This is a genomic window from Nostoc sp. PCC 9305 (assembly GCF_963920915.1).
Taxonomy (GTDB): Bacteria; Cyanobacteriota; Cyanobacteriia; order Cyanobacteriales; family Nostocaceae; genus Nostoc.
In genome coordinates, this window is the sequence record NZ_CAWUDN010000114.1 from 1 (window position 1) to 25,302 (window position 25,302).

25 protein-coding genes and 3 pseudogenes are annotated in these 25,302 nt (G+C 41.0%); 12 read left to right on the forward strand and 16 right to left on the reverse strand.

The features are described from left to right. Positions 1 to 9 precede the first annotated feature (9 nt). Together ACM0OX_RS29675 and psaI are read left to right on the forward strand one after the other, a co-directional pair. Positions 10 to 2,535, forward strand: a complete 2,526-nt coding sequence (locus tag ACM0OX_RS29675) for a hypothetical protein (RefSeq protein ID WP_414518632.1) — start codon at positions 10 to 12, stop codon at positions 2,533 to 2,535. A 198-nt stretch (positions 2,536 to 2,733) separates the two neighbouring features. Then, positions 2,734 to 2,883: a photosystem I reaction center subunit VIII gene (psaI, locus tag ACM0OX_RS29680; RefSeq protein WP_292815617.1), complete on the forward strand. Its 150-nt coding sequence runs from the start codon at positions 2,734 to 2,736 to the stop codon at positions 2,881 to 2,883. Between the two features lie 222 nt (positions 2,884 to 3,105). On the opposite strand, the gene ACM0OX_RS29685 is transcribed toward psaI, so the two are convergent. The 6 genes from ACM0OX_RS29685 to ACM0OX_RS29710 form a co-directional block, all read right to left on the reverse strand. Further along, positions 3,106 to 3,225 carry a photosystem II reaction center protein J gene (locus tag ACM0OX_RS29685; RefSeq protein ID WP_012411803.1) on the reverse strand — a complete coding sequence of 40 codons (120 nt, stop codon included), beginning with the start codon at positions 3,223 to 3,225 and terminating at the stop codon, positions 3,106 to 3,108. 70 nt (positions 3,226 to 3,295) lie between these two features. Further along, a complete protein-coding gene (locus ACM0OX_RS29690) occupies positions 3,296 to 3,418 on the reverse strand; it encodes a photosystem II reaction center protein L (protein ID WP_414518617.1) in 123 nt (40 codons plus the stop codon). Positions 3,419 to 3,426: 8 nt separating this feature from the next. Further along, positions 3,427 to 3,564 carry a cytochrome b559 subunit beta gene (gene psbF / locus ACM0OX_RS29695; protein WP_015115279.1) on the reverse strand — a complete coding sequence of 46 codons (138 nt, stop codon included), beginning with the start codon at positions 3,562 to 3,564 and terminating at the stop codon, positions 3,427 to 3,429. Between the two features lie 9 nt (positions 3,565 to 3,573). Further along, positions 3,574 to 3,822 (reverse strand): cytochrome b559 subunit alpha, encoded by a 249-nt coding sequence (psbE, locus tag ACM0OX_RS29700; protein WP_012411800.1) that lies wholly within the window; start codon positions 3,820 to 3,822, stop codon positions 3,574 to 3,576. Between the two features lie 178 nt (positions 3,823 to 4,000). Then, positions 4,001 to 5,020 carry a photosynthesis system II assembly factor Ycf48 gene (locus tag ACM0OX_RS29705; protein WP_414518618.1) on the reverse strand — a complete coding sequence of 340 codons (1,020 nt, stop codon included), beginning with the start codon at positions 5,018 to 5,020 and terminating at the stop codon, positions 4,001 to 4,003. Between the two features lie 141 nt (positions 5,021 to 5,161). Further along, positions 5,162 to 5,497: a rubredoxin gene (locus ACM0OX_RS29710; RefSeq protein WP_181930964.1), complete on the reverse strand. Its 336-nt coding sequence runs from the start codon at positions 5,495 to 5,497 to the stop codon at positions 5,162 to 5,164. Between the two features lie 324 nt (positions 5,498 to 5,821). Between ACM0OX_RS29710 and ndhC the strand changes: the two genes are divergently transcribed. Genes ndhC through ACM0OX_RS29725 form a run of 3 tightly spaced genes read left to right on the forward strand, consistent with a single transcriptional unit; the run spans position 5,822 to position 7,435 of the window. Continuing rightward, entirely contained in the window at positions 5,822 to 6,184 is a 363-nt protein-coding gene (gene ndhC / locus ACM0OX_RS29715; RefSeq protein ID WP_094333328.1) for a photosynthetic/respiratory NAD(P)H-quinone oxidoreductase subunit C, read from the forward strand. Continuing rightward, positions 6,175 to 6,912, forward strand: a complete 738-nt coding sequence (gene ndhK / locus ACM0OX_RS29720; RefSeq protein WP_181930966.1) for a photosynthetic/respiratory NAD(P)H-quinone oxidoreductase subunit K — start codon at positions 6,175 to 6,177, stop codon at positions 6,910 to 6,912. Before ndhC ends, ndhK begins: the two co-directional genes overlap by 10 nt. After that, positions 6,905 to 7,435 (forward strand): NAD(P)H-quinone oxidoreductase subunit J, encoded by a 531-nt coding sequence (locus ACM0OX_RS29725; RefSeq protein ID WP_414518619.1) that lies wholly within the window; start codon positions 6,905 to 6,907, stop codon positions 7,433 to 7,435. Before ndhK ends, ACM0OX_RS29725 begins: the two co-directional genes overlap by 8 nt. Positions 7,436 to 7,543: 108 nt before the next feature. Here ACM0OX_RS29725 and ACM0OX_RS29730 read toward each other — a convergent pair. Then, positions 7,544 to 8,065, reverse strand: a pseudogene (locus ACM0OX_RS29730) (transposase); the annotation flags it as partial. A gap of 117 nt (positions 8,066 to 8,182) precedes the next feature. Between ACM0OX_RS29730 and ACM0OX_RS29735 the strand changes: the two are divergent. Continuing rightward, the gene (locus tag ACM0OX_RS29735) at positions 8,183 to 9,907 is read left to right on the forward strand and encodes a DUF262 domain-containing protein (RefSeq protein WP_414518620.1); all 1,725 of its coding nucleotides are present in this window, start codon (positions 8,183 to 8,185) and stop codon (positions 9,905 to 9,907) included. A gap of 155 nt (positions 9,908 to 10,062) precedes the next feature. On the opposite strand, the gene ACM0OX_RS29740 is transcribed toward ACM0OX_RS29735, so the two are convergent. Then, positions 10,063 to 10,194, reverse strand: a complete 132-nt coding sequence (locus ACM0OX_RS29740) for a hypothetical protein (RefSeq protein ID WP_414518621.1) — start codon at positions 10,192 to 10,194, stop codon at positions 10,063 to 10,065. Between the two features lie 120 nt (positions 10,195 to 10,314). Between ACM0OX_RS29740 and ACM0OX_RS29745 the strand changes: the two genes are divergently transcribed. From ACM0OX_RS29745 to ACM0OX_RS29760, 4 genes and pseudogenes are all read left to right on the forward strand, one after another. After that, positions 10,315 to 10,665 (forward strand): hypothetical protein, encoded by a 351-nt coding sequence (locus tag ACM0OX_RS29745; protein WP_414518622.1) that lies wholly within the window; start codon positions 10,315 to 10,317, stop codon positions 10,663 to 10,665. A 573-nt stretch (positions 10,666 to 11,238) separates the two neighbouring features. Continuing rightward, positions 11,239 to 12,531, forward strand: coding sequence for an ATP-binding protein (locus tag ACM0OX_RS29750; RefSeq protein ID WP_414518623.1), 1,293 nt, complete (start codon positions 11,239 to 11,241; stop codon positions 12,529 to 12,531). Continuing rightward, complete coding sequence (locus ACM0OX_RS29755) at positions 12,521 to 14,284, forward strand: tetratricopeptide repeat protein (RefSeq protein ID WP_414518624.1); 1,764 nt, start codon at positions 12,521 to 12,523, stop codon at positions 14,282 to 14,284. The genes ACM0OX_RS29750 and ACM0OX_RS29755 overlap by 11 nt, the downstream gene beginning before the upstream one ends. A 16-nt stretch (positions 14,285 to 14,300) precedes the next feature. After that, positions 14,301 to 14,579: pseudogene (locus ACM0OX_RS29760) on the forward strand (Uma2 family endonuclease); the annotation flags it as partial. Between the two features lie 98 nt (positions 14,580 to 14,677). Here the strand turns inward: ACM0OX_RS29760 and ACM0OX_RS29765 are convergent. The 5 genes from ACM0OX_RS29765 to ACM0OX_RS29785 all read right to left on the reverse strand — a co-directional run bounded on the left by ACM0OX_RS29765 (position 14,678) and on the right by ACM0OX_RS29785 (position 22,048). Continuing rightward, positions 14,678 to 15,754: a PstS family phosphate ABC transporter substrate-binding protein gene (locus tag ACM0OX_RS29765; protein WP_414518625.1), complete on the reverse strand. Its 1,077-nt coding sequence runs from the start codon at positions 15,752 to 15,754 to the stop codon at positions 14,678 to 14,680. 161 nt (positions 15,755 to 15,915) lie between these two features. Further along, positions 15,916 to 17,169 carry a protein kinase domain-containing protein gene (locus tag ACM0OX_RS29770; RefSeq protein WP_414518626.1) on the reverse strand — a complete coding sequence of 418 codons (1,254 nt, stop codon included), beginning with the start codon at positions 17,167 to 17,169 and terminating at the stop codon, positions 15,916 to 15,918. Between the two features lie 1,249 nt (positions 17,170 to 18,418). Continuing rightward, positions 18,419 to 19,045, reverse strand: coding sequence for a cytochrome c oxidase subunit 3 (locus tag ACM0OX_RS29775; RefSeq protein ID WP_414518627.1), 627 nt, complete (start codon positions 19,043 to 19,045; stop codon positions 18,419 to 18,421). Between the two features lie 116 nt (positions 19,046 to 19,161). Continuing rightward, positions 19,162 to 20,898 carry a cytochrome c oxidase subunit I gene (gene ctaD, locus ACM0OX_RS29780; protein ID WP_414518633.1) on the reverse strand — a complete coding sequence of 579 codons (1,737 nt, stop codon included), beginning with the start codon at positions 20,896 to 20,898 and terminating at the stop codon, positions 19,162 to 19,164. 67 nt (positions 20,899 to 20,965) lie between these two features. After that, positions 20,966 to 22,048: a cytochrome c oxidase subunit II gene (locus ACM0OX_RS29785; protein WP_414518628.1), complete on the reverse strand. Its 1,083-nt coding sequence runs from the start codon at positions 22,046 to 22,048 to the stop codon at positions 20,966 to 20,968. Between the two features lie 404 nt (positions 22,049 to 22,452). On the opposite strand from ACM0OX_RS29785, the gene ACM0OX_RS29790 reads away from it, so the two are divergent. Together ACM0OX_RS29790 and ACM0OX_RS29795 are read left to right on the forward strand one after the other, a co-directional pair. Further along, on the forward strand, positions 22,453 to 23,394 hold the full coding sequence (locus ACM0OX_RS29790) for a COX15/CtaA family protein (RefSeq protein ID WP_414518629.1): 942 nt from the start codon (positions 22,453 to 22,455) through the stop codon (positions 23,392 to 23,394). 208 nt (positions 23,395 to 23,602) lie between these two features. After that, the gene (locus tag ACM0OX_RS29795) at positions 23,603 to 24,556 is read left to right on the forward strand and encodes a heme o synthase (protein WP_414518630.1); all 954 of its coding nucleotides are present in this window, start codon (positions 23,603 to 23,605) and stop codon (positions 24,554 to 24,556) included. A 48-nt stretch (positions 24,557 to 24,604) separates the two neighbouring features. Here the strand turns inward: ACM0OX_RS29795 and ACM0OX_RS29800 are convergent, their stop codons facing one another. The 3 genes and pseudogenes from ACM0OX_RS29800 to ACM0OX_RS29810 all read right to left on the reverse strand — a co-directional run. Further along, the gene (locus tag ACM0OX_RS29800) at positions 24,605 to 24,829 is read right to left on the reverse strand and encodes a type II toxin-antitoxin system HicA family toxin (RefSeq protein WP_414518631.1); all 225 of its coding nucleotides are present in this window, start codon (positions 24,827 to 24,829) and stop codon (positions 24,605 to 24,607) included. Further along, positions 24,826 to 25,029 (reverse strand): type II toxin-antitoxin system HicB family antitoxin, encoded by a 204-nt coding sequence (locus tag ACM0OX_RS29805; protein WP_229485462.1) that lies wholly within the window; start codon positions 25,027 to 25,029, stop codon positions 24,826 to 24,828. The genes ACM0OX_RS29800 and ACM0OX_RS29805 overlap by 4 nt, the downstream gene beginning before the upstream one ends. Before the next feature lie 93 nt (positions 25,030 to 25,122). Continuing rightward, positions 25,123 to 25,248, reverse strand: a pseudogene (locus ACM0OX_RS29810) (2-oxoisovalerate dehydrogenase E1 subunit beta); the annotation flags it as partial. Between the last annotated feature and the right edge of the window lie 54 nt (positions 25,249 to 25,302).

Below are 25,302 nucleotides of genomic sequence, written 5' to 3' on the forward strand. Positions count from 1 at the left end.
GAAACTGCAATTGAGCTAGATAATGCGATCGCAGTTTCTGAAGGACTGGCAATTACTACAGATGGCAACCTCACTGTTGCACCAGATGAAGAGAACTTGGAATCTAATGCCCCACCAGAAACTGCAATTGAGCTAGATAATGCGATCGCAGTTTCTGAAGGACTGGCAATTATTACAGATAGCAACCTTGTTACCACTGTTGTTCTAGATGAAACGGAAGAAGATGAAGATATAGTTATCGATCAGCCTGTGAGTCCTGTGTGGCTCAAAGGAGAGACGGCAGAGCAGATTTTACAAAATTTAATAGATTTAGCTTTACCCACCTCTGAACTGCTGCCCCAAGATGAAAAAGTTACAGATTCTTCGGCAACACAACTACCGCCACCATTACTGCTAACTTTAAGTGAGGATAATTATATTGCTCGTTGGGGACAAGCTCTTATAATCAACGGGTACATAGAATTCCAAGAAAAGACAAATCTAGATTGGGATGAAACATCATCTCCAAAAAGCTTGCGGGCGCTTGAAGTAGAAATTGAACTGCGATCGCCCAATAACTCGAAAATCTTGACTAAAGTACGGCAACCCTTATCAGATAAGGAGTTGCCCTTTAGTATCAATACCTCAATTGATATTCCTGCTGATTGTGAATCCAAGCTAATTTTGGCAGACATCAGTTTGTATGGTAAATTCGCTGATGCTGGTGAAGTCATTTGGTTAGCCAGCCAGTCCTTCACCATTACAGCAGATGTAACAGAATTACTGGCAATCACAGCCGCAGCAAAATCCAGTACATCTTTAAATGACCTCGTAGCAACATCGAACTCATCTGCTGCTTTCACAGAAACAGAGACACCTGTTAGGCTCGATTTGAAACTATTAAATTTGGTCAAGACTCCAAAAACAGACCAGTCTCAGATAGTTCATCTATCTCCAAACACACCTTTACCAGCGCAAATTAACCTGCAAGTTCTGCGAGAAGCTAATCTGCGGACATCTAAGTTCAAGAATTCAAGCATTTCGTTGCCTCAATTACCGAAACTACCCCCTATTCAAAGTGATGCCAACATTCCCACAGATGTTGTTGCAGAACCACAGACACGGGAGGAGCTTGTAGAAAAGGATACTATTATAGCCACCATCAACTTAGAGCAGTTGGTCATCAAGCAACGTCGAATGCCAATACTTGAGACTACTTTGCCATACTTGAAACGGTTACAAGCTTTGCCAGATGATGCCGAAGAAAAAGTAAAAAACAATGTTCCTCCAGATGAATTGGAAGTTAAAGCGGCTGAAGACTTGCCAAAGTTGGACGCAACTGTGACTGAAGATGAAAATATATCTGACTTAGGAGTAGGTGACGCACAATTTCAGGAAGAATCTGTTACTGAAGTCGAAGCCCCGCAAAATTCGCAATTCCAGGAAGAATCTGTTTCTGAAGTCGAAGTCTCACAAAATTCGCAATTCCAGGAAGAATCTGTTTCTGAAGTTGAAGCCTCACAAAATTCGCAATTCCAGGAAGAATCTGTTCCTGAAATCAAAACCCCCCAAAATGCACAATTAATTACAACTGGAAACCTTTATTCATCTCCCCTGTTGAGGAAGTGGATGCAGAGCCAAGGATACTCCTTGCCTGAATCTATCAACGATCTGCAACCTCAAGATTACAATAACTATGTTCCACCGCAGCAGATACCCCTTCCTCCTAGTGCAGAAAATGCGAATGTTGATGTTAACTTGCCATTAGACCTAGATGCCAACACGGAGAATAATCTGAGCGAAGATTGGAGGAGTTCACCACTTCTCCTGACTGAAACGCGCAAGGGAGAAGAGACATGGGAAGAAGTCGAAAGATTGGCTCCTGAACTGGAGAACTTTAGGGAAGATACAGAGACAGCGCAGGAAGTGGAACTAGGGATTGGAGAAAATACGGAAATAGAAAAAGTACTAGAAGAACCAACAATCTCATCGGCTCTGTTAACACAAGTACCGCCCCCTCCCCCTCCAATAAAAATAAATATAGCGTCAGCTTGGTTGGCGCAAGAAATCGTTGTAGATGATACAGATAGCGAACTGGAAGGCGATACAACTGGGAGTTATACCTTTGAAGAAAAAGAGCAACCACTGTTATATTCATCTTCTTCCTTACCTCTAATTGCAGCAGCCACTGAGCCTTTGCCAACTCCACATTTGTATGTGCCAGAAGGCGAATTAATTGCTGGCAAGTCTGTCATAGTGCGCGTAGTACTGCCAGAAGTACCTCTGCAAGTTGTTGTCAAGTTATGGCTTGAAGATTATCAAACTCGCTACTTACTAGATGGCCCCCATTTGTTGACAAATTTACTTCCTAATGCATCGGGAGATTTGGAAGTGATGACACAATTAAACATTCCCTTTGGCTGTTTGGAAATTCGCTTAGGAGCGATCGCACTCGATCTTACAACTCAACAGGAGAGTCACAAAGTCACAATAGTGCGAACCGTGATTCCTCCAGACTTGCCAAGCTTGCAGCTAGATGAACTCCTGGGTATGTAACTCAGGTATGAGAGGTATTGGGTACAAGAGGCAGAGAGGCAGAGGGGAAAGAACTTGTACAATAACTCTCCTCTGCTCCCCTGCTCCCCATCTCCCCATCTCCCCTGTGTTAAAAATATGAAAGAATTTCAAAAATTTGGCAGAATTTGCAGTAAGCTCATCTTGAATTGTAGTGTGATTTCATAGGAACCTTTAACTATGGCAGCATCTTTTTTACCTACTGTCTTGGCTAGTACTTCGTACTTGTCTGCGATCTTCGTGCCCATAATTGGTTGGGTTTTGCCAGGTGTAGTCTTCGCGTTTCTGTTTTTATACATTGAAAGCGACGATATCAGCGATATCAACTGATACTGATGTAGTCATTAGTCACTTGTACTGAGCGAAGCCGTTGGCGTAGCCTCTCGTAGAGAAGTATTAGTCATTTGCAAAAAACAAATGACAAAAGACAAATGAGAAATGACCAAAATTAATACCGCCCATCTCATAGAGACAGGCGGTTTTTTTAACGTTGATTTCTCAACAAATGCTAGAAAGTTCTAACTTATAGTATTCGGTTCAAACTAACTAATGTTAAATCGAAGAACCGAGTCCGGCGTAGGCACCATAAAAGAAAATGCCCAAGACTGTAATTATACCTAAACCTGCGATCGTAGCGACGACCCACAGGGGAATTCTCCCACTTCCAGACACAGCTTCTCTCCTCCCTTAACAACAAATCAACACACGTTCAATAAACCAAGATTAACAACAGTACTTCCAATTAGTTAAAGAAGTAACTGGAAAACAGAATACCCAGAACGAAAATTAGTAATAATCCCAGGTATAGCGAAGTCCGGTTTAGTTCAACCGGTTGATTATTGGGATTGGGCGATCTTTCTGCCATAGTTGCTCCTAACGTTGAATAAATTGCATTGCGGCGATCGCGCCCAAAAAGAATACAGTTGGTACACCTAAAGTGTGAACTGCCAGCCATCTAACGGTAAAAATTGGATAGGTAACTGGTTGATTGATGTTATTGCCGCTAGTCATGATCTCAAACTACTTTCCAATAAATTGTTCAACTTGTTTTTTAGCTTCAAAACGGTTCTTCACAATGGGCACTTCTTGCCGCGCTGGTGTGAAATACTCGTTGGGACGGGGTGTACCAAAAGCATCATAAGCCAATCCGGTGCTGACAAATAGCCAACCAGCAATAAATAATGCCGGGATGGTGATGCTGTGGATTACCCAGTAACGAACGCTAGTAATGATGTCCGAAAACGGACGTTCTCCAGTGGTACCTGACATTTAGATCCCTACCTTATACATAGAGTGTTATTGAGTTTATTATCCTACAAAGTTAAGAAAGAGTTACAAGTTGCAACGTTCTTCTCAGAAATTGGGTATGGGAATTAGGGGAGAGGTGATAGGTGATAGGTGGTAGGGAAATAATCTATACCCTGTAACCTGTACCCTATTCCCTTCTTCAAGCGGCTTCTGGGGAAGTTGCTTCAGGATTTGGGAGATATTTGAGCAAAACGCCGCGATCGCCAATTATAAATCCCCGCTCTGGCTCTAAGAACACAATCTTGTACAAATTAGCCGCAACTTCTTCTATGTCACGGTCTTTTTCCCAGGTTTTGCCACCGTCGGCACTCCGTAGCAAATTACCGCTACCGCCACCTACCCAAATTTCATCGGGTGTACGATATGCCAAATCCAGTAAACCCCAACTGGTCGATAACTCTGGATATTTTGCCTCTTGCCATTCTTCAGGTTTAGTTGGGTCACTAAACTGAACTTGACCTCCTCTAGCTAGCAACCACAATTGCCCATTGTCACCAAAGCCCATGTTTTCTACTCGCCGAGAACTATTGCGGTTATGGGGTACCCAAGCACCTTGGCCTGGTTCCCAAGTCGAGTAGAAGCTACCCTTAGCAGAAACAGCAATATATTTACCATCAGGAGAACGTTCCAAGTTACGCACCACACCCACTGCTGATTCCACCTGGGCTTTCCAGTTTTTGCCGCCGTCTGTGGTCTTATATATGGCTCCAACATTAGTAGCCATTTCCGCTGTATTGTCTGCTAGCGCCTTAACTGCGATCGGGCTACCTGGTAGCTTTTCGCTCAGGGGGATACGCGACCAAGAAGCACCTTCATCGGTAGTGTGTAGTAAAAGTCCAGGCTCTCCGGCAATCCAGCCTTCTTTACCTGCAAAACTTACTGAGTCAAAGCGATACTTTTGCTCATCCAGTTGCAGTGTTATTGGTTTCCAGGTATTACCACCGTCATTGGTTTCCAATAGGGTGGCATTGCTACCGACTAAATAGCCATGCTCAAGGTTATCAGTAAAAGCAATATCCAATAAATTCGAGTCTGTTGGCACAGAAATAACTTTCCAAGGGTTGTAGCTAACAGAGGGAACTTGGCTACACCCTATGCACATCACGACTACTATTAACAAGGCAAATATTCGTTGCCAACCTTTCACAATTGAATGCATCAGTATTTCTTAGTTATTTCTAAATTTTTGTACGAGTTGGCAGCCAGGATGCTGTAAAACCCTGGCTTTTTCATTTTGAATTTTGTTAGCGCAGTGTAAACCCTCTGGTAGAGAGCGTTATTTGGAATTGCTTAAAGGCTGTCATTGTAAGCCGTAAAGACTGATAAAAAACAAGAACCCAAGAGCCAAAGCACCAAAAATTAGGATATTCTTTTGGGTTGGCGTTAGGTTGTTAACACCCAAACCATAACCGAGATTTTCTTTAAAGCCGGATGCAGTACCGGCAGGGCCGATGTTGGCAAAAGCGGTCTTTTTAGCAGAACAAACTGGACAGCGCCAATTTATGGGCAGTTCTGCAAAGAGTACCCCGGAAGGAATATCATGCTTGTCATCTCCCTTCTCAGGTTCGTAAACATAACCGCAGGCGCGACACTCGTAGCGGTCTAACACCGGAGTCTCAACAGCTGGTTCGCTCATGGCTAAGGCCTCGCAGAGAAGAAATCTTAAATATACGTTAAAAATTATGACATAATTGTTAGACTTTTCTATCACTAGCAAAAGCGAATCAAATACTTGAAGTCCGTCTGTTTCCCAGATTTCAGAAAAACCAAACAGATATAATGTAAAAGAAAGTTACGCAGTTAAGGGATTGGGCGTTGGGTAAAACAGTTCCGAGTTCCGAAAGTTCTGAGTAAAGAAGTGAGATTCCCTACTCAGCATTCAGCACTCAGCACTCAGCACTCAGCACTCAGCACTCAAAACTCACTACTTAAAATACTCCATAAGCGGTAGATACTCATTGTGTTTGTCCTCAGCGGTTACGAGTACCTTCTAGGTTTCTTCATCATCTGTAGCCTAGTACCTGCCTTAGCGCTCTCAGCTTCCAAGCTCCTACGACCCAGTGGTTACAGCCCAGAACGTCGCACCACCTATGAATCTGGCATGGAACCCATCGGGGGAGCCTGGATTCAGTTCAACATCCGCTACTACATGTTTGCTCTGGTCTTCGTCGTCTTTGATGTGGAGACTGTATTCTTGTATCCTTGGGCGGTAGCTTTCCACCGTTTGGGGCTATTGGCTTTTATTGAAGCGCTAGTCTTTATTGCAATTCTTGTAGTCGCTTTAGTTTACGCATGGCGTAAAGGAGCTTTGGAATGGTCTTGAATTCTAACTTAACAACCCAGGGTAAAGAACGAATCATCAACCCCATTGAGCGTACCAATGTCACTCAAGACCTTTCAGAAAACGTCATTTTGACGACGGTTGATGACCTCTACGACTGGGCGCGGCTTTCTAGTTTGTGGCCGTTGCTGTTTGGTACTGCTTGCTGCTTTATTGAGTTTGCAGCTTTAATTGGTTCCCGATTTGACTTTGACCGTTTTGGACTGATTCCCCGTTCTAGCCCCCGCCAAGCCGATTTAATTATTACGGCAGGGACTATTACGATGAAGATGGCTCCCCAACTGGTGCGTCTTTACGAACAAATGCCAGAGCCAAAGTATGTAATTGCGATGGGTGCTTGCACAATTACTGGCGGGATGTTCAGCGTTGATTCTCCTACAGCAGTGCGCGGAGTCGATAAACTGATTCCTGTGGATGTGTATTTGCCTGGTTGTCCTCCCCGTCCAGAAGCAATTATCGACGCAATCATTAAGCTGCGGAAGAAAATCTCCAATGAATCGATGCAAGAGCGGGATAAAATTAAGCAAACCCACCGCTATTACAGCACGACTCATAACCTGAAGCCAGTAGAAGAAATCTTAACTGGTAAGTATTTGCAGTCAGACACTCGCTATGCACCACCGAAGGAATTGGCGGAAGCGATTGGTATGCCAATACCACCTGCACTGCTGACAGAAAAGGCGCAAAAGGAGGAACAAACCCGTGGCTGAAGAAGAATCTAAACCAGTACCAGCAGCGAAAGAAGAGTCATTGGTACAAGCGGGTAAAGTTTCCCAGTGGTTGACGCAAAATGGTTTTGACCATGAGTTTTTAGCACCGGATAAGAATGGTGTAGAGATAATTAAGGTGGGGGCAGATTTTTTGCTTCCTACCGCTACAGCCCTTTATGCTTATGGGTTTAATTATCTCCAGTTTCAAGGTGGCGTTGACCTTGGGCCAGGACAGGATTTGGTGAGTGTGTATCACTTGATTAAAGTCGGTGATAATAGCGATCGCCCCGAAGAAGTTCGAGTTAAGGTATTCTTACCACGGGAAAATCCTGTAGTGCCTTCTGTGTACTGGATTTGGAAGACCGCAGATTGGCAAGAGCGCGAGTCTTACGATATGTACGGCATTATCTACGAAGGACACCCAAATCTGAAGCGGATTTTGATGCCGGAAGATTGGGTAGGTTGGCCTTTGCGGAAGGATTACATCTCGCCTGATTTCTACGAGTTGCAAGACGCTTATTAGAGATTGCTGAATCGAGACGCGATGAATCGCGTCTGTACAAGATAGATAGTGGTTTCGGCAGTGATTAACCCCTTTCCGGTAGCGGAGAGGGGTTATGTTTTTGGTGTTTCATGTCAAGTTGGTTGACAAAATTTGCTGTAATTCATTGACTGTATTTACAGTTTTAATTGCTTGCTGAATTGCTTTTAATTTCTGCAAATCTGTAATTTGAGAGATTATCGGCATCAATTCTAAACCTTGATTGCCAAACTTAATTTCTAATGCTAATTCAATCCCTGAATATAATTCCTCCTTTCTTCCTCGCAGTTCTCCGCGTGCTTCTCCTAGTTCTTCCCCTTTGCTAAAAATTTCTTGATACCAAGGCGACTGCTCTAAAAGTGCCATATCCCACCTCAAAATTTGCTGAACTATTGCACTATCTAATACAAACGTAGCAAAAAATCCTAATACTGTTTCTAGTTGATTTAATTGTTCATCTGCACGTAATATTCGCAATGCATCTCGAATTGTAGACTCGTTATCACCTCCTTTGAGGATGGGTACAAATGGAAGTAGTGATGGTAATGGTTGTGCAAAGGCAATGTTTACATCAACTTCCCACAGATTTATGACACGGTAATCTTGAATAGCAAAAACAACAGTGATAAAACTGCTTAATGGGTGTTGATGCGTTATACTTTGTAAAAACAGTTACTTGCAAGCATATTAATCAATACAATATTTATCTTCATAAAGGATGTGAAATCAATGAAAATCGAAGCTAATGACAAAGAAGTTCAGGATATATTTGCTCTAGGTTATTTTAAAATACCAAGATTTCAACGCCCTTATTCATGGACAGATGAAGAGGTTAAGGACTTTTGGGATGATGTTGTTATTAGAGATTATGAACATTATTTTATAGGCTCAATGGTTGTTTATCAAACAGAAAAACCATACTATGGAATAGTTGATGGTCAACAAAGATTAACAACTATTACATTAATGCTTGCTGCTATAAGAAATGCTTTTCTTGACTATGGGGATGAAAATTTAGCTAAAGGGGTACATCAATATATTGAGAAAGCTAATATAGATAATATACCTGAATATGTTTTAAATTCTGAGACATCTTTTCCTTATCTCCAAGGATATATACAAAGTTTTAACAAAGCAGAATTAAAATTTAATGTAGGTAGTGAAGAACAAAATCTAAAATCAGCATTTGAATTAATTAATAAGAAACTTTATGAAATAATTCCTAAGTTTGATAGTAAACAATCTTGTAATAATTTACCTGAAGAGCGAATATTTCCAATCCTAGAAACTCTAAAATCTCTAAGAAAAAAAGTTCTCTCATTAAAATTAGTATTTATTCAATTAGATAATGAAGATGATGCTTATTTAATTTTTGAAACTCTCAATACTAGAGGTAAAGACCTTACTACACCTGATTTGGTAAAAAACTTAATCTTACAAAAACTGCGAGCTTCTAACATAACATTAGATACTTATAAACTTATATGGAATGGCATCTTAGAAAAATTTGATAATAATGGATTAGAACAAACTGTTGTAGAATCTTTTTTGTATCATCATTGGCTTTCTAAGTATGTTGATACTACTCAAAAACAGTTGTTTGGTGAAATAAAAAAGTATATTGATTCTTCTAGTAAAAATGACTCTGAAAATAAATCTCGCTTATTATTATTAGAATTTCAAGAAAACTCAGATTATTATGTTTCTATTGTATCTCCAGATAATCATCAATGGAGTCCTGAAGAAAAAAATAGCATTTATCAATCGTTAAAAGCATTACGTCTTTTTAATGTCAGGCAACAAACATCAATGATTTTATCTCTTATTAGGGCATATAGAGAAAATAAGATAACATTGAAAGCATTACGTCCAATACTATGGAAAATTGAATGTTTTCATTTTATTTTTAATTCGATTACTTCTCAAAGGTCTTCTGGCTCAATTGCTCCACTTTATTCCAAATATGCCCAAGAGCTTTCTAATACTGACAACCCAGATAAAATTCAGTCAATTAATACAAATTTAGTAAGAAAACTCAAGGAAAAGCTACCTAGTTTGGATGAATTTGAAGTAGATTTTATGGATTTAATTTATACAAAAAATAAACAAAGAGATAAAAAAGTCATACAATATATACTTGAAAAATTCATAGGACAAAATATTAATGGACTACCTATTGATTATAATTCTGCCAGTATTGAACATCTCTTAGCACAATCAAAAGGAGAGGAAGAAATAGTTGGCAGTATAGGAAATTTAATATTAGTAGATAACACAACCAATAGTGAAGAGTTAAAAAATTACGATTTTATCAAAAAAATTGAAATTCTAAAAGATAAAAAATATCCACTTGATGATTATTTATTAAAGGCTACTCAATGGACTGAGGAGGAAATTAAAGAGCGAGGCAAAGCAATGTCTCACAAAGCATATAATGAAATTTGGAAGTTGTAAATGTAATTGCCTAAATTTTTGCAGTAGTTCCAGATTTTTACTGGTTGTAATAAACTCATTTGACACTTTTCTTTTTATATCTGATGTGAAGTAATTCGTAGGTTGGGCTGAGGAACGAAACCCAACATTACCCATCACGATACTCAACCCTGATGTTAGGTTTCACTTTGTTTAACCCAACCTACGATTAAGTCTAATTTGGAGTTTGACAACACCCTTAGTCCTTTTGCGATCGCACTCAGCATCTCTATCGTAATTGGTGCGTAGGCGTAGCCCGTCGTAGACATCGCTGGACTGATTAAAATCCTAAAATCTTTCTAATTCCGACATCTAATGCAGGTTAAAATTAAATATGCTCGTGAAAACAGTTGTATCTACAGCAGAGCTACTACAAAAATTAAAAGCTTATGACAGCAAGCAATATTAGGCAGCAAATTTTAGATCATCTTAAAATATTACCCGGAGAACAGGTGAAAACTATCCTGTTAACATGGCTGACTGGGACATCCACTTCTTTAGAAGATTTTGAGCGATTACTTACACATCAAGCTACTCAAACGACGGAAGAATTATTTGAGTACGGAGAGATAGACACAGAATTAAATTTTCAACCTCTTACTGAAGCCCAAATGGTTCAACAGAGCCAATCTGCTCTCGAAGCTTACCGTTCTACAGGTTCAGGAATAGCCCACGATCGCGTGCGTGAATGGGCTGACAGTTTGGGAACAGATCGAGAACGTCCATGTCCCAAAAGCTAGTTTTGATGTCGCAAAAGCTAGTTTTGATGTTGCAAAAGCTAGTTTTGATGTCGCGGAGCTTTATCTCATGTAGAGACGCGATTTATCGCGTCTAAAAGACTGACACGTTAGAGAGACGCGATAAATCGCCGTCTCTACAATGAATGTACTCGTCAATTATTCTTTGACAGACTACTAACTAATAGTAACAACAGCTACCATTGCATCGGCTAGAGGGGGATGAGAAGAAGCACACTAAAAATTTATTTTTATAACTGAAAATTTTATTTTATTTATGTGTTAAGTAGCTTTCAGGATGTTATCTGTATAATCTATCATTCAGTCTGAATTATCGAATGTATAATCTATCATTCAGTCTTATTGATTATTAACCTCTGTTACTTATTGATAGGTTGAAATTTGGGAATTAGGGTATCTCTTTTTAAGACATAACATACCACTCACCTAGTAGTTATTTATTAACGGAATTTAAGAAGTTATGTAGGCATACTCTATGCTAGACATTACCTCAACTTCTACTTCAAAAATCATGAGCCATTATATGAATAGTTAGCACGTTAACAGCACTATCCAATGTCTCAAGACTTATTAAACTCCTTTCAAGAAGCATACAGCAATCTCGAACTGTTTCCGTTGATGGAACGGAACGAAATGGAAAGATTTCGAGTCGAATATGGTGATGATTTGATTGCAGACCTGAACCAATTAGTAGAAGATAGTCCTAATGGAGATGGCAAAATAGTCTTTACAGGACATCGAGGATGTGGTAAGTCTACTTTGTTAGCTGAATTTAGCCGACAAATTCAAGATAAATATTTTGTAGTTCTCTTTTCTATTGCTGACAAAATCGAAATGTCGGCGGTTAATCATATTAATATACTGTTTGCGATCGCAGTTAATTTAATGACAGAAGCAGAAGCACGCAAAGTTGATATTCCGCAATCTACTAAAGAAGCTCTTTATAAGTGGTTTGCTACCCGTACTCGCACTGAAGAATTAAATTTACAAGCAGAAGCTAGTATAGGTTTTGATCTCTTAAAATTAATTAGCTCTAAATTAAAAGCTGATGCTAGCGTTCGGGATGAAATTAAGCAAGAATTTGAACGCAAGTTATCAGATTTAGTTGCCAGAATTAACGAAATCGCTGCTCTAATTCAAGCTGCAACTAAACAAAACGTTTTAGTAATTATTGATGATTTAGATAAACTTGACTTAGGCAGAGTGAACGAAATTTATCGAGATAACATTAAAGCTCTCTGCCAACCAAACTTTCAAATTATTTACACTATCCCGATCGCAGTCCTTAGAGAAACATTTATTAGCACAATAATTGCCACTGAAACCAACGATCAAGTTGTGGCAATGCCTGTATTAAAAATATTTGATAAAGGTAAAAATCGCTTCCCAAATGCCCAACCTCGCCCGGAAGCAACAAAGATTCTCGGTGAAGTTTTACAAAAGCGGATTCCTAGTGAATTAATTGCGGCTGAAACTGCTGAAAAAATCGTAATTTACAGTGGTGGCGTATTGCGAGAGTTAATTCGGATTTCTAAGGAATGTTGCCGTATATGTTTGCGAACAATTCGGCGAAATCCTTCAGCCCAAGTTATTATTGATGATAAAATTCTCCTGCAAGCAATCAATAAAATTCGCAATGATTTTTCCATACGCTTAGGAAAAACTGATATCGATATTTTGCAGAGCGTGTACGAACAATTTATGCCCAACGATCCTAAACAAGCAGAGTTTTTAGATTTGTTACATGGGCTATATGTTCTAGAATATCGCACTGATGAAACTTGGTATGATGTTCATCCAATTATTATCGAAAGCTTGAGAAGACAGGGAGCGATTAATGTTAAATGAGGAATTATTAGATGATGAAGGAGAAAATCAAGATGCGTATGATGATTTAATTGTTTCTATTGAAGCTCAAAAGCGGGGATTAAATTTACTGATTGCGGTTTGCGATGATGCTAGCTTTCGCGATGAGATTATTGCTCAATATGAAGCCGAACTACAACCCGCCTTCGGTGCATATCGAGTAACTTTAGCACGTCAAGAACCAAGCCTGAAAGCTGCTCTTAACCAACTGGTACAACAAGAAGAATATCTCCGTCAGCAGAACCCGGCGGTAATCACTGTGACGGGTGCTGAACAATTGTATTTTCTCAGATTGGGAAATGAGCAATCGGAACAGGAAAAGTTTTTTGGTTACTTACAGTGGACAAGGGAAGGATTGCGCGAATTTCCATTTGCGATCGTGCTTTGGGTAACTAACCAAATTTTAGTCAACCTAATTAAAAAAGCTCCTGATTTTTGGAGTTGGCGCAATGGTGTATTTCGGTTTGAATCTCAAAAGACAAATGCTATTCCTGGTAAAGAATTAGAAAATATCCGCTTTGTTTTTAGAGACACAGAATTAGCCAGCACAGATACTAATGAAACTAATCGCTTTTTCTTACCCATTCAAGATTTACAAAGGTTAATCGAGAAAGTAGAACAAGAACGGGGAACTAAAGACCCCACCTTGGCTACTTTGTACTCAAGATTGGGCGATATTTACCACAGCAGATTAGAGCGGGGTGAATCTCAAAACTATCAAGAAGAACAGGAATTAGCAATTAAATATTGGCGTCAAGCGAGTGAGCTACAAAATGAATTAGGTTTGCAGATAGACTTAGCTAATAGCCTCAACAATTTAGCAGGAATATATCGTGCAACGGGACACTACAGCGAAGCCGAACCACTATATAAACAAGCTTTAGAACTGAGGAAACGCCTGCTAGGAGAGAACCATCCTTCTTTTGCTACTAGCTTGAATAATTTGGCAGGACTCTACAAATCAACTGGGCAATATAATAAAGCAGAACTTCTATATCAACAAGCTTTAGAACTGAGGAAAGGACTATGGGGAGAAAACCATGCCGATGTTGCCGTCAGTCTCAACAATTTGGCATTACTATATGATGAACAAGGACGTTATGACGAAGCAGAACCCCTGTATTTGCAATCATTAGAACTTGAAAAACGTCTGGTTGGTGAAAATCATCTTTCTTTCGCTCTCATACTAAATAATTTAGCGCTACTTTATTATCATCAAGGACGCTACAGTGAAGCTGAACCATTATCGCAACAAGCAATAGAATTAGATAAGCGATTTTTGGGAGAAGAAAATCCTGATATTGCCACAGATTTGCACAATTTAGGTTTAATATACCGCGCTCAAGGACGCTACGAGGAAGCCGAATCTTTGTTTTTGGAATCATTAGAACTCAAGCAGCGTGTATTACAAAAAGCGCATCCACTTTTAGCAGATACGATCTACGCTTTGGGTTATATGTACAGGGAACAGGGACGTTACAATGAAGCGGAATCTTTATGTATAAAAGCCTTAGAACTTGATAAGCACCTATTAGGAGAAAATCATCCTAATGTTGCCGAAAGTCTGAATAATCTGGCAGAAATTTATCGTGCAACTGGACGTTACAGTGAAGCAGAACCGCTTTATTTAAAAGCTTTAGATATTTGTGAACGAGCCTGGGGTGTAAATCATCCCCGTAGTGTTACTATTCGTCAAAATTTAGAGAAACTTGCCACAGCAATGCAGAATAATTAAAAGGAAGTAGCGATTTGAAGTTGTTAGTACTAACTGGCGGGATGATTATTATAAAAAGCTAGGTGAATATGAACAAATAGGGATAAAAGAATATTGGATTGTTGATTATTTAGCTATCGGTGGTAAAAAGTTTATTGGTAATCTTAAACCACCTACTATCTCCATCTATCAATTAGTTGACGGTGAATACCAAGTTACTCAATTTAGAGGTGATGACCGCATCGTATCACCTATTTTTCCCGAACTAAACCTGATTGCTCAACAGATTCTTCAAGCTGGTAGTTCCCAGTTCTAGCCGCGATCGCACACAAGTCTATACTTCTAGATACCCGACCTCTTAAACAAGTCGGGTATCTCTGGAAAGCTTGCTCAATTGTCCTTTAAATAAATCTACTAGCGAACTCCAACAAAACCAGCTTGTTCAATTGCTCTTTGCCCTTGGTCAGTTAATAAAAGATTGGCATAAGCATTTCCAATCTGCTGTTCCCGGCCTTTGTTCTGCTTAATAATCACAAACAAATTAGCAATCATCGGATAGCTGCCATTTTTGATCGCCTGAGTATTTAGCTGGTTGCGCTGACGCGGACACTGTTCAAGCGAAACCATCGGCTCCTGATAGGGGGTAATTAGCCGATCGGAAGTCTGACCCAATGGCAAAGCCTTCACGCTACATTGAAAGACTACTGAACGGGCAGAAGCGTAATACACACCACCGGGGGTTTTACTGAGTTGGCGGACTGCTTCTGTAGCAGAATAGACATATTTTACATTAGAGCCAAATGCTTGCCCTTTTAAGTCGCTGTTGCTAGGGAATATTACTGTATCTGCGTCCTCTGGTCGTTGAGAAAAAGCTGTGATAGGTAGATTTGGCCCGCCGACTTGATTCCAGTTTGTAATTTTCCCTAAATAAATTTGCTGCAATTGTTCAACAGTTAAACCAGGCACATTGAGTGATGGATTGACTACCACTGCTATCCCATCCATACCCACTTGACGTTGCTCAAGGGTGAAGCCTCGCTCTTTTGCCGTAGCTTGTTCTTCATCTGTGAGGGGACGGGAAGACTGAGCAAAGTCTAGTTTCCCATCAAGCAACATCCGAATGCCGGAGCTAGAACCAGGACTAGCATTAACAGGGTTTACATAGCGTAATTGTAGTTCCGGGCGATCGCTCTGGATCTGAGAATCTACCAATTGCCGAATAGATGCCCAAGCTGTACTGCCTCCGTAGTTGAATGAGGCGGGGGGAACATCAGCAACTGTCTGAAAAGTTGATTCATTATTAGAGACGCGATTGAAATTTTGATTAGAGGAAGAGTTAATGCTGTTGCGGGACAATAAATTTGGCTTCAATAACCACCAAAGTAATCCGCCAATAACCATAAGTGTAAGAACTTTACCAATAATCAAACCTCTGAGAAAGAGGGAGATTTCGCTGTTAATTAAAGCTTTTCTTTGATTTGTATTGTCCATATTTTTAAATTTTCTTTAGTTGTATTTATCTTACAGGAATATCTAAGTATTTATCCTACAGTAATCTTGAAATATTTAAATTTACAGTAAATTTGTAATAGCTAGTTAATAGACAGTCTGATGATTGCTGCTAGATGATTAACTTTTCTAATGTAGTGATATTAAATTTGCTCTTTGGTAGTTTTTGCAATGGTGCAATTGCTTTGACAGATTCTTCTGTTAGGTGCTGATTTAGCTAGTAGACTACTTGTATTAGTTAACGGGAACTCAACAAATCTTTCTAGAAAACTCTTGAGTGGAGTAGGTTGATTTGGCAGCGATGTCCCCGTATTAATAAATGTGTAGATTAAAACTATTACTATCAAACTAGTGGTTGCACCAAGACCGATGCCCAGCAGCAAAATAAAGTTTCTATAAGTTAGCAAATAGGTATCATCAGCCTTGTGGTTGATGTCAGCAGATTGTGAAGAATGTGACAAAGCTACATCAGAATTAAATGCTTGTAAAGCTTCTGTGGCAGAATGATAACGCTGGTTGTAGCGATCGCGAACCATTGTATCTAAAATATTTGCCAGAGTATCACTGACCTCTGCCTTGTCGCGCCAGATAACTTCTCCAGTACTGGAATCTTCTGGTAATTGCTCAGGTATTAGACCTGTTAAAGCTTGAATGCCAATCATCCCGACGGCATAAATATCGCTGCAAAGTTTTGGCTTTCCCTTAGCTTGTTCGCTTGGCATATAGCCAGGAGTGCCAACAGCAATTGTTAAGCCTGCTCCCAAAGCACCAATTTTCTTAATACTCCCAAAATCAATTAGCACAATTTTTTGATCGGAGTACCGCCGCATTAAGTTTTGAGGCTTAATATCTCGGTGAATAATATCGTGTTGGTGGACGAAAGCCAGAACTTCGAGGATGTCTTTTAATAAATTTACGACTGTATTCTCGTTCAGACGCTGACCTGGGACAATTTCTTGAGTCAACGCATGACCGTCAATGAATTCCTGGACTAAATAGAAATCTCCATCTTCATTAAAATGGGCAAACAGTCTCGGAATTTGATCGTGGTCGTTGCCTAGCTGATATAAAACTTCCGCTTCCCGATCGAATAGCTTTTTAGCGATGGGTAGAACAGCAGGGTTGGAATCTTTCGGGTGGAAATGTTTAACGACACAATGAGGTTGTCCTGGTAAATCCAAGTCAATAGCCAAGTAGGTATCACCAGATCCCCCGCTTCCTAAGTGTTTGACAATCTCAAAGCGATTCCGAAGTGTTTTTCTGTTGAGAGAGTATCTATGTCTGTTACGTGTAGTACCCCCTACTAAGTAAGTATTACCAGATTCTCCACTTCCCATCACTTTGACAGTTTCAAAGCGACTTCGGAGTGTTTTTCTGACTAGAGGGTTCTGGCTCATGTGGCGTATACTACTTCTTAATTTACTGACCATTCAGAGCTTGAGTAAGGTTATGAATAACTGCTTGCTGCTAGATTTACTCATATTTGCGGCAGTTAGCCATTGCGCGACCTATGCTTTGGATACGTTTGCGGCTTAGTTGCTTGATTGCTTTGTTTAATACTCTTATAAGTATCTTAATACAAAATTAATTTATGAAATACTTCTGTAATATTATCACTTAAGTAAATTTAACACTAGTCCACAGGGTTTAAACGGTGGGCAGAGAATAATATTTATGAGTCAGGATGGTTATTTCTTTTAACTGTTAAGTCTGATTACTGACAAAACCTTGAACAGTGAAATTTAAAGGCACAAATACCTTTACGGTGTTCGCCACAGTTTTGTTACCAGATTTTAGTCGTTACTAACTGCGATCGCGTTGCTCAGATAAATATAAGTTCGACCAAAAAACTAAAAAATATCGGGTAAGTTTTTGAGTTAAATATTGAGTAATGGTTTTTGAAGTAAATTAGTTGTAACTTTTCAATCACTCACACATTTTACGATCTCGATCTACTCATAATTCTGGCAAACCTGTAATGCGTATTCGCTTCAACTAAATACCACAATGAAGACGTGTGATACCAATTCTTAAAAAAATACATCCCTACCTACCCTTAGCAAGGCGAGGGTACGCGTCAGCGCTGGTTGGGCTATCTGTCGCAAACATTTTTTGAATTGGTATCAACTACTTAAATGAGAAAGCAAAATTGCGAATTACAATACTTGCAATCTCTCCAATAACTTCAAGTTTCCACTTTTATGACTAGAAGAAATATTAGGACGGCATTTTCTTAAATTAAATCCGCATAAATTTGCGAATTTTCTTTATTTATTGGTTTACTCAGTCATTAGAATATAAATTTACAGTATATTAACTGGTTATTCAATACTTTCTCCAAAACATCCTACTTTTCCGACCTTTCCCACCTTTTACTTTACTTGCATCCGTATCACTTCCAATAACTCAATTACATCTAGCAAAAGTAATAGTGGGAATAGTCTTAACTTGTTGTTATATATTTTTTATTTAACTTTTTTAGGCAAACAATAAATATGCGTTATCTGTAGCCATTGTATAAGGGTAGCACTGCTACGTCTCTACAATCTTTTTCACTGATATTTTTATTCTGTTAATTAAAAAAGCCCCCACTAGGGGGGGCTTATTAAGTTGTCCGCGTGGATTGAACAACTAATTAATTAATACTCACAGTAGATACAGTAATCCGAACAAAATAATCCAAATCACATCAACGAAGTGCCAATAGATTTCGGCTGCTTCAATACCAAAGTGCTTTTCGTTACTATAGTGACCTGGAACGCGCGATCGCCACAACACAGCAACAATTGCCAAAACGCCGATAGTCACGTGTAATCCGTGGAAACCAGTCAGAACGTAAAATGCACTAGCAAATAAATTGGTAGTTAAACCAAATTCTAAATGGGTATATTCATATACTTGACCTATCAAGAAGATAGCACCCATTGCAGCAGTAATTGCTAACCAGAATTGCGCACCCCGTGTATCGTTCTTTTTAATAGCAGTGTCGGCATTGTGCATAACAAAACTACTAGAAATTAGATTGATCGTGTTAACTCCAGGTAGCAATAGTTCTAACTCTGGCGTCCCTGCTGGCGGCCATGCAGGTAAGGTCGCACGGAAAGCCAAATAGGCTCCGAACAACCCCATAAAAATCATCCCTTCAGCAATCAGGAAAACAATTAGCCCAAACAGGCGATGGTCTGGATGTTCTTCATGATGACCGACGGACGCTTCCGCCGCGTGGTGATGATTCAGTTCGGTTTTAGCTGGGTCAATAGTTTGACTTTGCATGAATTTTGATAAGTGGGGAATGGGGAGTTAAAAGTTAGGAGTTAAAAGTTAGGAGTTAAAAATTTTGAACTAACAACTTTATTAAAGTCATAACTCATCATTCATAACTCCTAACTCTATTTCCGGTCTTCGGGATTAGCGGCAACCGCTGGGTCGGGTTCTGCTCTTAATACTGAGTTTGGCCCACCAGATAAGATGGGATTGGGATCGGATAAAGGTACACCTTCATTAGCATGTTCCAAACCGTAGTCGTAGGGGCCTGTAGCCAGTACTGGGGTTTGATCGAAATTCTCGATCGCAGGTGGTGAGGTTGTCATCCACTCTAAGGTCAGTGCCCTCCAAGGATTATTACCAGCTTTCTCACCGTATAACCAACTCCAAATCGCATTGATGATGAAGGGGAATGTCGAAACTGCCAATATGTAAGAACCATAGGTGCAGATTTCATTCAATGTGGTGAATTTGGGGTCATATTGGGCGATACGGCGATTCATGCCCATTAAACCCAGTTTGTGCATGGGTAAAAAGGTCATGTTTAGACCGACAATTGTCAAGGCAAAGTGAACCTTACCCCAAAATTCGTTTACCATCCGTCCCGTCATTTTCGGGAACCAGTGGTAAATGGCTGCAAAAATCCCTAGAACACTACCGCCAAATAGGACGTAGTGCAAGTGGGCAACCACAAAATAAGTATCGTGAACGTGAATATCAAAGGGCACTGCTGCCAACATCACGCCACTAATCCCGCCGATTACAAAAGTGCCAACAAAGCCGATGGCAAATAGCATGGCACTGTTAAGGCGGATTTTCCCACCCCACATGGTTGCTAACCAGCTAAATATTTTAATTCCTGTGGGTACGGCAATGATCATGGTGGTGATCATAAAGAACATCCGCAACCAACCAGGGATACCGCTGGTAAACATGTGGTGCGCCCAAACAATTAGCCCCAAAAAGCTGATCGCTAAAGACGAATAAGCGATCGCTTTATAGCCAAAAATCGGCTTGCGGGAATGAATGGGGATAATTTCTGAAATTGCGCCAAAGAAGGGCAAAATCATGATGTAAACCGCTGGGTGGGAGTAAAACCAGAACATGTGCTGGTATACTACTGGGTCGCCACCGCCAGTTGGGTTAAAAAATGTTGTCCCGGCAATTAAGTCAAAGGCTAGCAGAATCAGACCTGCTGCAAGGACTGGGGTTGATACTAAAACTAGCGCCGAAGTGGCGAACATTGCCCAGCAAAACAAGGGCATTTTGTGTATGTCCATGCTGGGGATACGCATCTTCAGCAATGTCACCAGGAAATTTATCGACCCCAAAATTGAAGACGTACCCAGCAGCAGGACACTCATAATCCAAATGCCTTCGCCCACTTGTCCTGTCACCAAACTCAGGGGGGGGTAGGAAGTCCAACCGGCATCCGGTGCATCGCCCACCACTAAACTGGCGATTAGCAAAATACCCGCAGGGGGAATCATCCAAAAGGCAACAGCATTCAGCCGAGGAAATGCCATATCTTTTGCCCCAATCATCAGGGGAATTAGATAGTTAGCAAACCCTGCCCCAGCTGGCACGATCCAGAGGAAAATCATGATCGTGGCGTGCAGCGTGAACAGACTATTGTAGACTTCCGGGGTGACAAAATCTACATCTGGGGTTCGCAGTTCTGTGCGAACCAAGTCAGCCATGACGCCGCCAATGCAGTAGAAAATAAACGAAGTGACTAGGTATTGAATCCCAATCACCTTATGGTCGGTTTGAAAGCCAAAGAAGTCTTGCCATTTCCTGACCCCTGCTTCCTCAAGAAGGGCAGGGATATTCGCAGTTTCTTGCAACTGAGCTTGTGTCATAGTCATTAGTCATTGGTCATTAGTCATTAGTCATTAGTCATTGGATTTTGACTAAATAACATATTGATTAATGGTGAACTTGATGGAGGATTTCTGGTTTAATTCCCATGTCCTTGGTGTAAGGCGCAAGAAATTCATTTGGGGATAGATCGTCAGGGTTAACAGCGATCGCTTGATTTAGCGTTTCTTTGCTGGCAACTAGCTGTTCTTGCATCCATTTATCAAAGGCTTCTTGTGGCTCAACAACTACTGGCGCTCTCATTGCACCGTGGTAGGGGCCACAAAGTTCAGCACAGATTAGGACATAATCTCCGGCTTTTTTGGGGGTGAAACGAATCTCGCTTTGTCTACCGGGGATCGCATCTTGTTTTAGGCGGAATTCTGGCACCCAGAAAGCGTGGATGACATCGTTGGCTGTCATACTGATTTGCACTTCTCGCCCAATGGGGACGTGCATTTCACCTGTAGTTATACCAGTTTCAGGATAGGTGAAAATCCAGGCATATTGTAGACCAGTGACGTTGACTTGTAATTCTGCTGGTTTGCCTGCTTTATCAGGACTGCCGCCAATTGTCGGAGCTACAATACCTACACCTGGGGCATTCCGCAGTTGGGGAATTTGGTCAGCATTGCGGACTTCTGCCGTAGCTGGATCTTGCATTGCCTCATCAGATTTTTCTTGATTGAGGTTCGGTTCAGTGCCAGGAGGAGTATCGCTTAAAGTTGCGGCGATCGCACTTCCAGGCATTGCCATTGACTCCTGACTCATCGGTGCTTCATGAATAGAATGGGGATCAAAGCCACCGATTTCGTTGTACACATCAAAGCTGTAAACAGAAATACCGATAACGATAATTGCTGGGATCGCCGTCCAGAGAATTTCTAAAGGTATATTACCTTCAACTGGTGGGCCGTCTTCATTGTCACCTGCACGCCGACGATATCTAAATGCAGAGTAAATTAAAATACCTTCAACGAGCAGAAATATCCCTGTAGAAACGATCATCATCGCGTTGAACAGACCATCCACCAAGACGGCTTCATCAGTGGCGGCTGCTGGCAACAGACCGTGATTTTGACCGTACCAAAGGCTGGCTAGCGTTAGCACGATGCCAATGAGTAATGTCCAGATGGAACTTGGAATCTTCACGGCTTACTTAATTGAATTTACTATGTTATCTCGAAGCTACTCACTTACTAAGGTAGTCTAGGCTGTCAGACATGGGGGACAAAGGTCTGAAATTTTTATTAATTTTTTTGGCTATTTTAGTAATTTTGAGTATGAGTTTACTATCATACAACGCCAAAAATAGATGTAAACCAGTGAAAAAATTTAAGGAAAAATTTAGAATGCTTAAATTAATTGTGATTAATCAATTTTTGACATCTTGAAAAATACCTAAAGCTTCAGGCAAAACCTTGTTGAAGTGATTCAAAGTATAAGTGAGTGCTAATCTATAAACCCATAGCCTATACGCTAGGGTGGAGATAGGACACTAAAAGAAAATTGAAAATTTTAAGAGATCCACCAAGAGCGGGCAGAAGGTATCGTTCATGAGCGAATTTGTCCTACAACAACAAAATGAAGCGGCTCTTCAGCAGCAAAAGCCCAAGGAAATGATTCGGCGCTTGGTGTGGAAAATGTGCATAGCCACCTTAATTTTGATGGCCATAGGCAGTGCCACCCGCGTCATGAATGCAGGGCTTGCTTGCCCAGACTGGCCCTTATGCTATGGCGAACTCGTGCCAGCCAAGCAAATGAATCTCCAAGTATTTTTGGAGTGGTTTCACAGATTGGATGCGGCTTTAATTGGTTTAAGCGCGATCGCACTTTTCGGTTTGTCCTGGTGGCGTCGTCGTTTTTTACCCTCTTGGCTGCCTTGGGCATCCACATTCGCCCTATTTCTAATCGTCTTTCAAGGCATCTTGGGGGGACTCACCGTTACCGAATTATTGCGGTTTGATATTGTTACCGCCCATTTGGGAACGGCGCTGTTGTTTTTTACCACCCTCCTGATTATCGGCACAGCACTCATGCCCTATCAGGGAAATGGAACCGTTGGTAAGTTGCCTTGGGTCGGTTTAACTGCCGCTGTTCTGGTTTACCTGCAAAGTCTGCTAGGTGCTTTGGTAGGCTCTCGCTGGGCGCTACACCAATGCCTCGGCGGTTCTCAACTTTGTACTGTAATGTACAGCCATATTGCTGGTTTGGTGCCGCCAACAGTGGCAACCTTGGCAATGGTATTTATCTGTTGGCGGACACCAGCACTACATCCAGCCTTACGGCGACTGGCAAATATGGCTGGTGGGTTGTTGACCTTACAAATTTTGTTGGGATTTGCCACCTTCAAATTACACCTCCAAGTCGAACCTCTCACAGTCTCTCACCAAGCTATAGGAGCTACTTTACTAGGTACTTTGGTGGCTTTCACAGTTCTCGCGCTGCGTGACTGGGCTACTAGCCGCGACATCACAGTGTTGAGCAATGACTGCTGAGTATGGAGTGAGGGAACAGGGGGGAGTAGCAGAAGGAAGAATTTCTAACTTCTAACTCCTAACTCCTAACTCAGCACTAAATTATGGCCGCAACGGCGAGTATTGCGACCCACGCAGGTGCAGAAAATCTGTGTTTCATTTGCCTGAAAGAGCCACCTTGAGCGGGGGCTGCATATAAGTTGTTGAAAAATAAGGAACCAGAGCCAAAATGATTGAGACTAATGTCTCTCGCCACCACGGAACGTTTTTACAAGTAATTCAAAGTTACTACCAGCTAACCAAGCCTCGGATTATTCCGTTGCTTTTGATTACCACGGCTGGAAGTATGTGGATTGCTGCTAAGGGAGAAGTAGACCCATTGCTGTTGCTAGTAACTCTCACTGGTGGCACTTTGGCTGCTGCAAGCGCCCAAACGATTAACTGTGTCTATGACCGGGATATTGATTATGACATGGAGCGGACGCGCCATCGTCCCATACCTTCGGGTAAGGTGCAGCCACGCGATGCTCTAATTTTTGCGATCGCACTGGCGACGATTTCCTTTACACTCCTAGCAGTATTTGCCAACCTGTTAGCCGCTCTATTAGCATTCTCTGGCATCGTCTTTTATATTTTGGTCTACACCCACTGGCTAAAACGCCACACCACCCAGAATATCGTTGTTGGTGGAGCGGCTGGGGCAATTCCGGCTTTAGTGGGTTGGGCTGCTGTCACGGGCACATTAAGCTGGTCGGCATGGTTAATTTTTGCCATCGTCTTTTTGTGGACACCGCCCCATTTCTGGGCTTTAGCTCTGATGATTCGGGACGATTACGCAAAGGTGGGGATACCAATGCTACCTGTGATTGAGGGTGACACCGCAACTGTGAAGCAGATTTGGTACTACACGCTGGTGACAGTATTTGCAACCGTGTTATTGGTTTATCCCTTGGGCGCGAGTGGAATTCTTTATGCTGCGATCGCCCTAAGTCTGGGAGGATTATTTATCCACAAATCTTGGCGGTTGTTGCAAAATCCAGAGGATCGCACTGTCGCTAGAGAGTTGTTTCTCTATTCCATCTCCTACATGATGCTGTTGTGTCTGGGGATGGTAGTTGATAGTCTTCCCATTACGCATAATCTAATTAATGCAGCGATCAATCAGTTGCATTTTATAGCTTAGGGGATGGAAAATTTAGCGATCGCGTTTGGTAAAGGGGCGCGATCGCAATCAACTTTTCCATTCAGACTCAGGAATTTTCGCCCCTTGAAAGATACTCCGTAATGTACCGATAGGTAAAGTGTGTCCTTGATGTTCAGGGACAATTACTTGTAGTCCCAGGTCTTCACTTCTCCATTTGCGGTGGCTACCTTTTTGAGAAATAAATTGAAATCCATATTGTCTCAGGATAGTTTCAACTTCTCTAGATGTCATGCGCCGGATACGAGCGCTCATGAGACAATAATTTCTCGTGCGATCGCACCAGGGGCTAACTCAATTGATTCCGGCTGTAAATACAATTGAATTGCTTCTTTAATATTTTCCAAAGCTTCTTCTTCAGTTTCTCCTGCTGAAGTACAGCCAGGTAATTCTGGACACCATACAGCCCAATCGCCTGTTTCTAGGTCTGATTCAAGAATCACACGCCATTTCATAGCTAATCCTCTAGGATGTAATTATTGTAAATTCAAAACAGCGATCATATCTCTAAAACTTAAAATCCAACACTTAAAATTTTTAATGCCTTATTATTTAAGTAAGATTCTTCGGGGACGGTTTTGTTCATTAGGAAAATGGCAGTGAATCGCATCACGGATCATTTCGTGTAATGTTTCTATATCGTCAGCTTGAGTAAAAATTGACTCGGTTAGAGCTAAGTAGAACGGCGTGGAAAAACCAAACTATGTAAAGATAAATAAATACGGAGA

Excerpts from the sequence above, each read along its gene's own strand:
- psaI (WP_292815617.1), top strand. The coding sequence starts at position 2,734 with ATGGCAGCATCTTTTTTACCTACTGTCTTGGCTAGTACTTCGTACTTG.
- ACM0OX_RS29690 (WP_414518617.1), bottom strand. The coding sequence starts at position 3,418 with ATGGCAGAAAGATCGCCCAATCCCAATAATCAACCGGTTGAACTAAAC.
- psbF (WP_015115279.1), bottom strand. The coding sequence starts at position 3,564 with ATGACTAGCGGCAATAACATCAATCAACCAGTTACCTATCCAATTTTT.
- psbE (WP_012411800.1), bottom strand. The coding sequence starts at position 3,822 with ATGTCAGGTACCACTGGAGAACGTCCGTTTTCGGACATCATTACTAGC.
- ACM0OX_RS29705 (WP_414518618.1), bottom strand. The coding sequence starts at position 5,020 with ATGCATTCAATTGTGAAAGGTTGGCAACGAATATTTGCCTTGTTAATA.
- ACM0OX_RS29710 (WP_181930964.1), bottom strand. The coding sequence starts at position 5,497 with ATGAGCGAACCAGCTGTTGAGACTCCGGTGTTAGACCGCTACGAGTGT.
- ndhK (WP_181930966.1), top strand. The coding sequence starts at position 6,175 with ATGGTCTTGAATTCTAACTTAACAACCCAGGGTAAAGAACGAATCATC.
- ACM0OX_RS29735 (WP_414518620.1), top strand. The coding sequence starts at position 8,183 with ATGAAAATCGAAGCTAATGACAAAGAAGTTCAGGATATATTTGCTCTA.
- ACM0OX_RS29740 (WP_414518621.1), bottom strand. The coding sequence starts at position 10,194 with ATGTCTACGACGGGCTACGCCTACGCACCAATTACGATAGAGATGCTG.
- ACM0OX_RS29745 (WP_414518622.1), top strand. The coding sequence starts at position 10,315 with ATGACAGCAAGCAATATTAGGCAGCAAATTTTAGATCATCTTAAAATA.
- ACM0OX_RS29750 (WP_414518623.1), top strand. The coding sequence starts at position 11,239 with ATGTCTCAAGACTTATTAAACTCCTTTCAAGAAGCATACAGCAATCTC.
- ACM0OX_RS29755 (WP_414518624.1), top strand. The coding sequence starts at position 12,521 with ATGTTAAATGAGGAATTATTAGATGATGAAGGAGAAAATCAAGATGCG.
- ACM0OX_RS29765 (WP_414518625.1), bottom strand. The coding sequence starts at position 15,754 with ATGGACAATACAAATCAAAGAAAAGCTTTAATTAACAGCGAAATCTCC.
- ACM0OX_RS29770 (WP_414518626.1), bottom strand. The coding sequence starts at position 17,169 with ATGAGCCAGAACCCTCTAGTCAGAAAAACACTCCGAAGTCGCTTTGAA.
- ACM0OX_RS29775 (WP_414518627.1), bottom strand. The coding sequence starts at position 19,045 with ATGCAAAGTCAAACTATTGACCCAGCTAAAACCGAACTGAATCATCAC.
- ctaD (WP_414518633.1), bottom strand. The coding sequence starts at position 20,898 with ATGACACAAGCTCAGTTGCAAGAAACTGCGAATATCCCTGCCCTTCTT.
- ACM0OX_RS29790 (WP_414518629.1), top strand. The coding sequence starts at position 22,453 with ATGAGCGAATTTGTCCTACAACAACAAAATGAAGCGGCTCTTCAGCAG.
- ACM0OX_RS29795 (WP_414518630.1), top strand. The coding sequence starts at position 23,603 with ATGATTGAGACTAATGTCTCTCGCCACCACGGAACGTTTTTACAAGTA.
- ACM0OX_RS29800 (WP_414518631.1), bottom strand. The coding sequence starts at position 24,829 with ATGAGCGCTCGTATCCGGCGCATGACATCTAGAGAAGTTGAAACTATC.
- ACM0OX_RS29805 (WP_229485462.1), bottom strand. The coding sequence starts at position 25,029 with ATGAAATGGCGTGTGATTCTTGAATCAGACCTAGAAACAGGCGATTGG.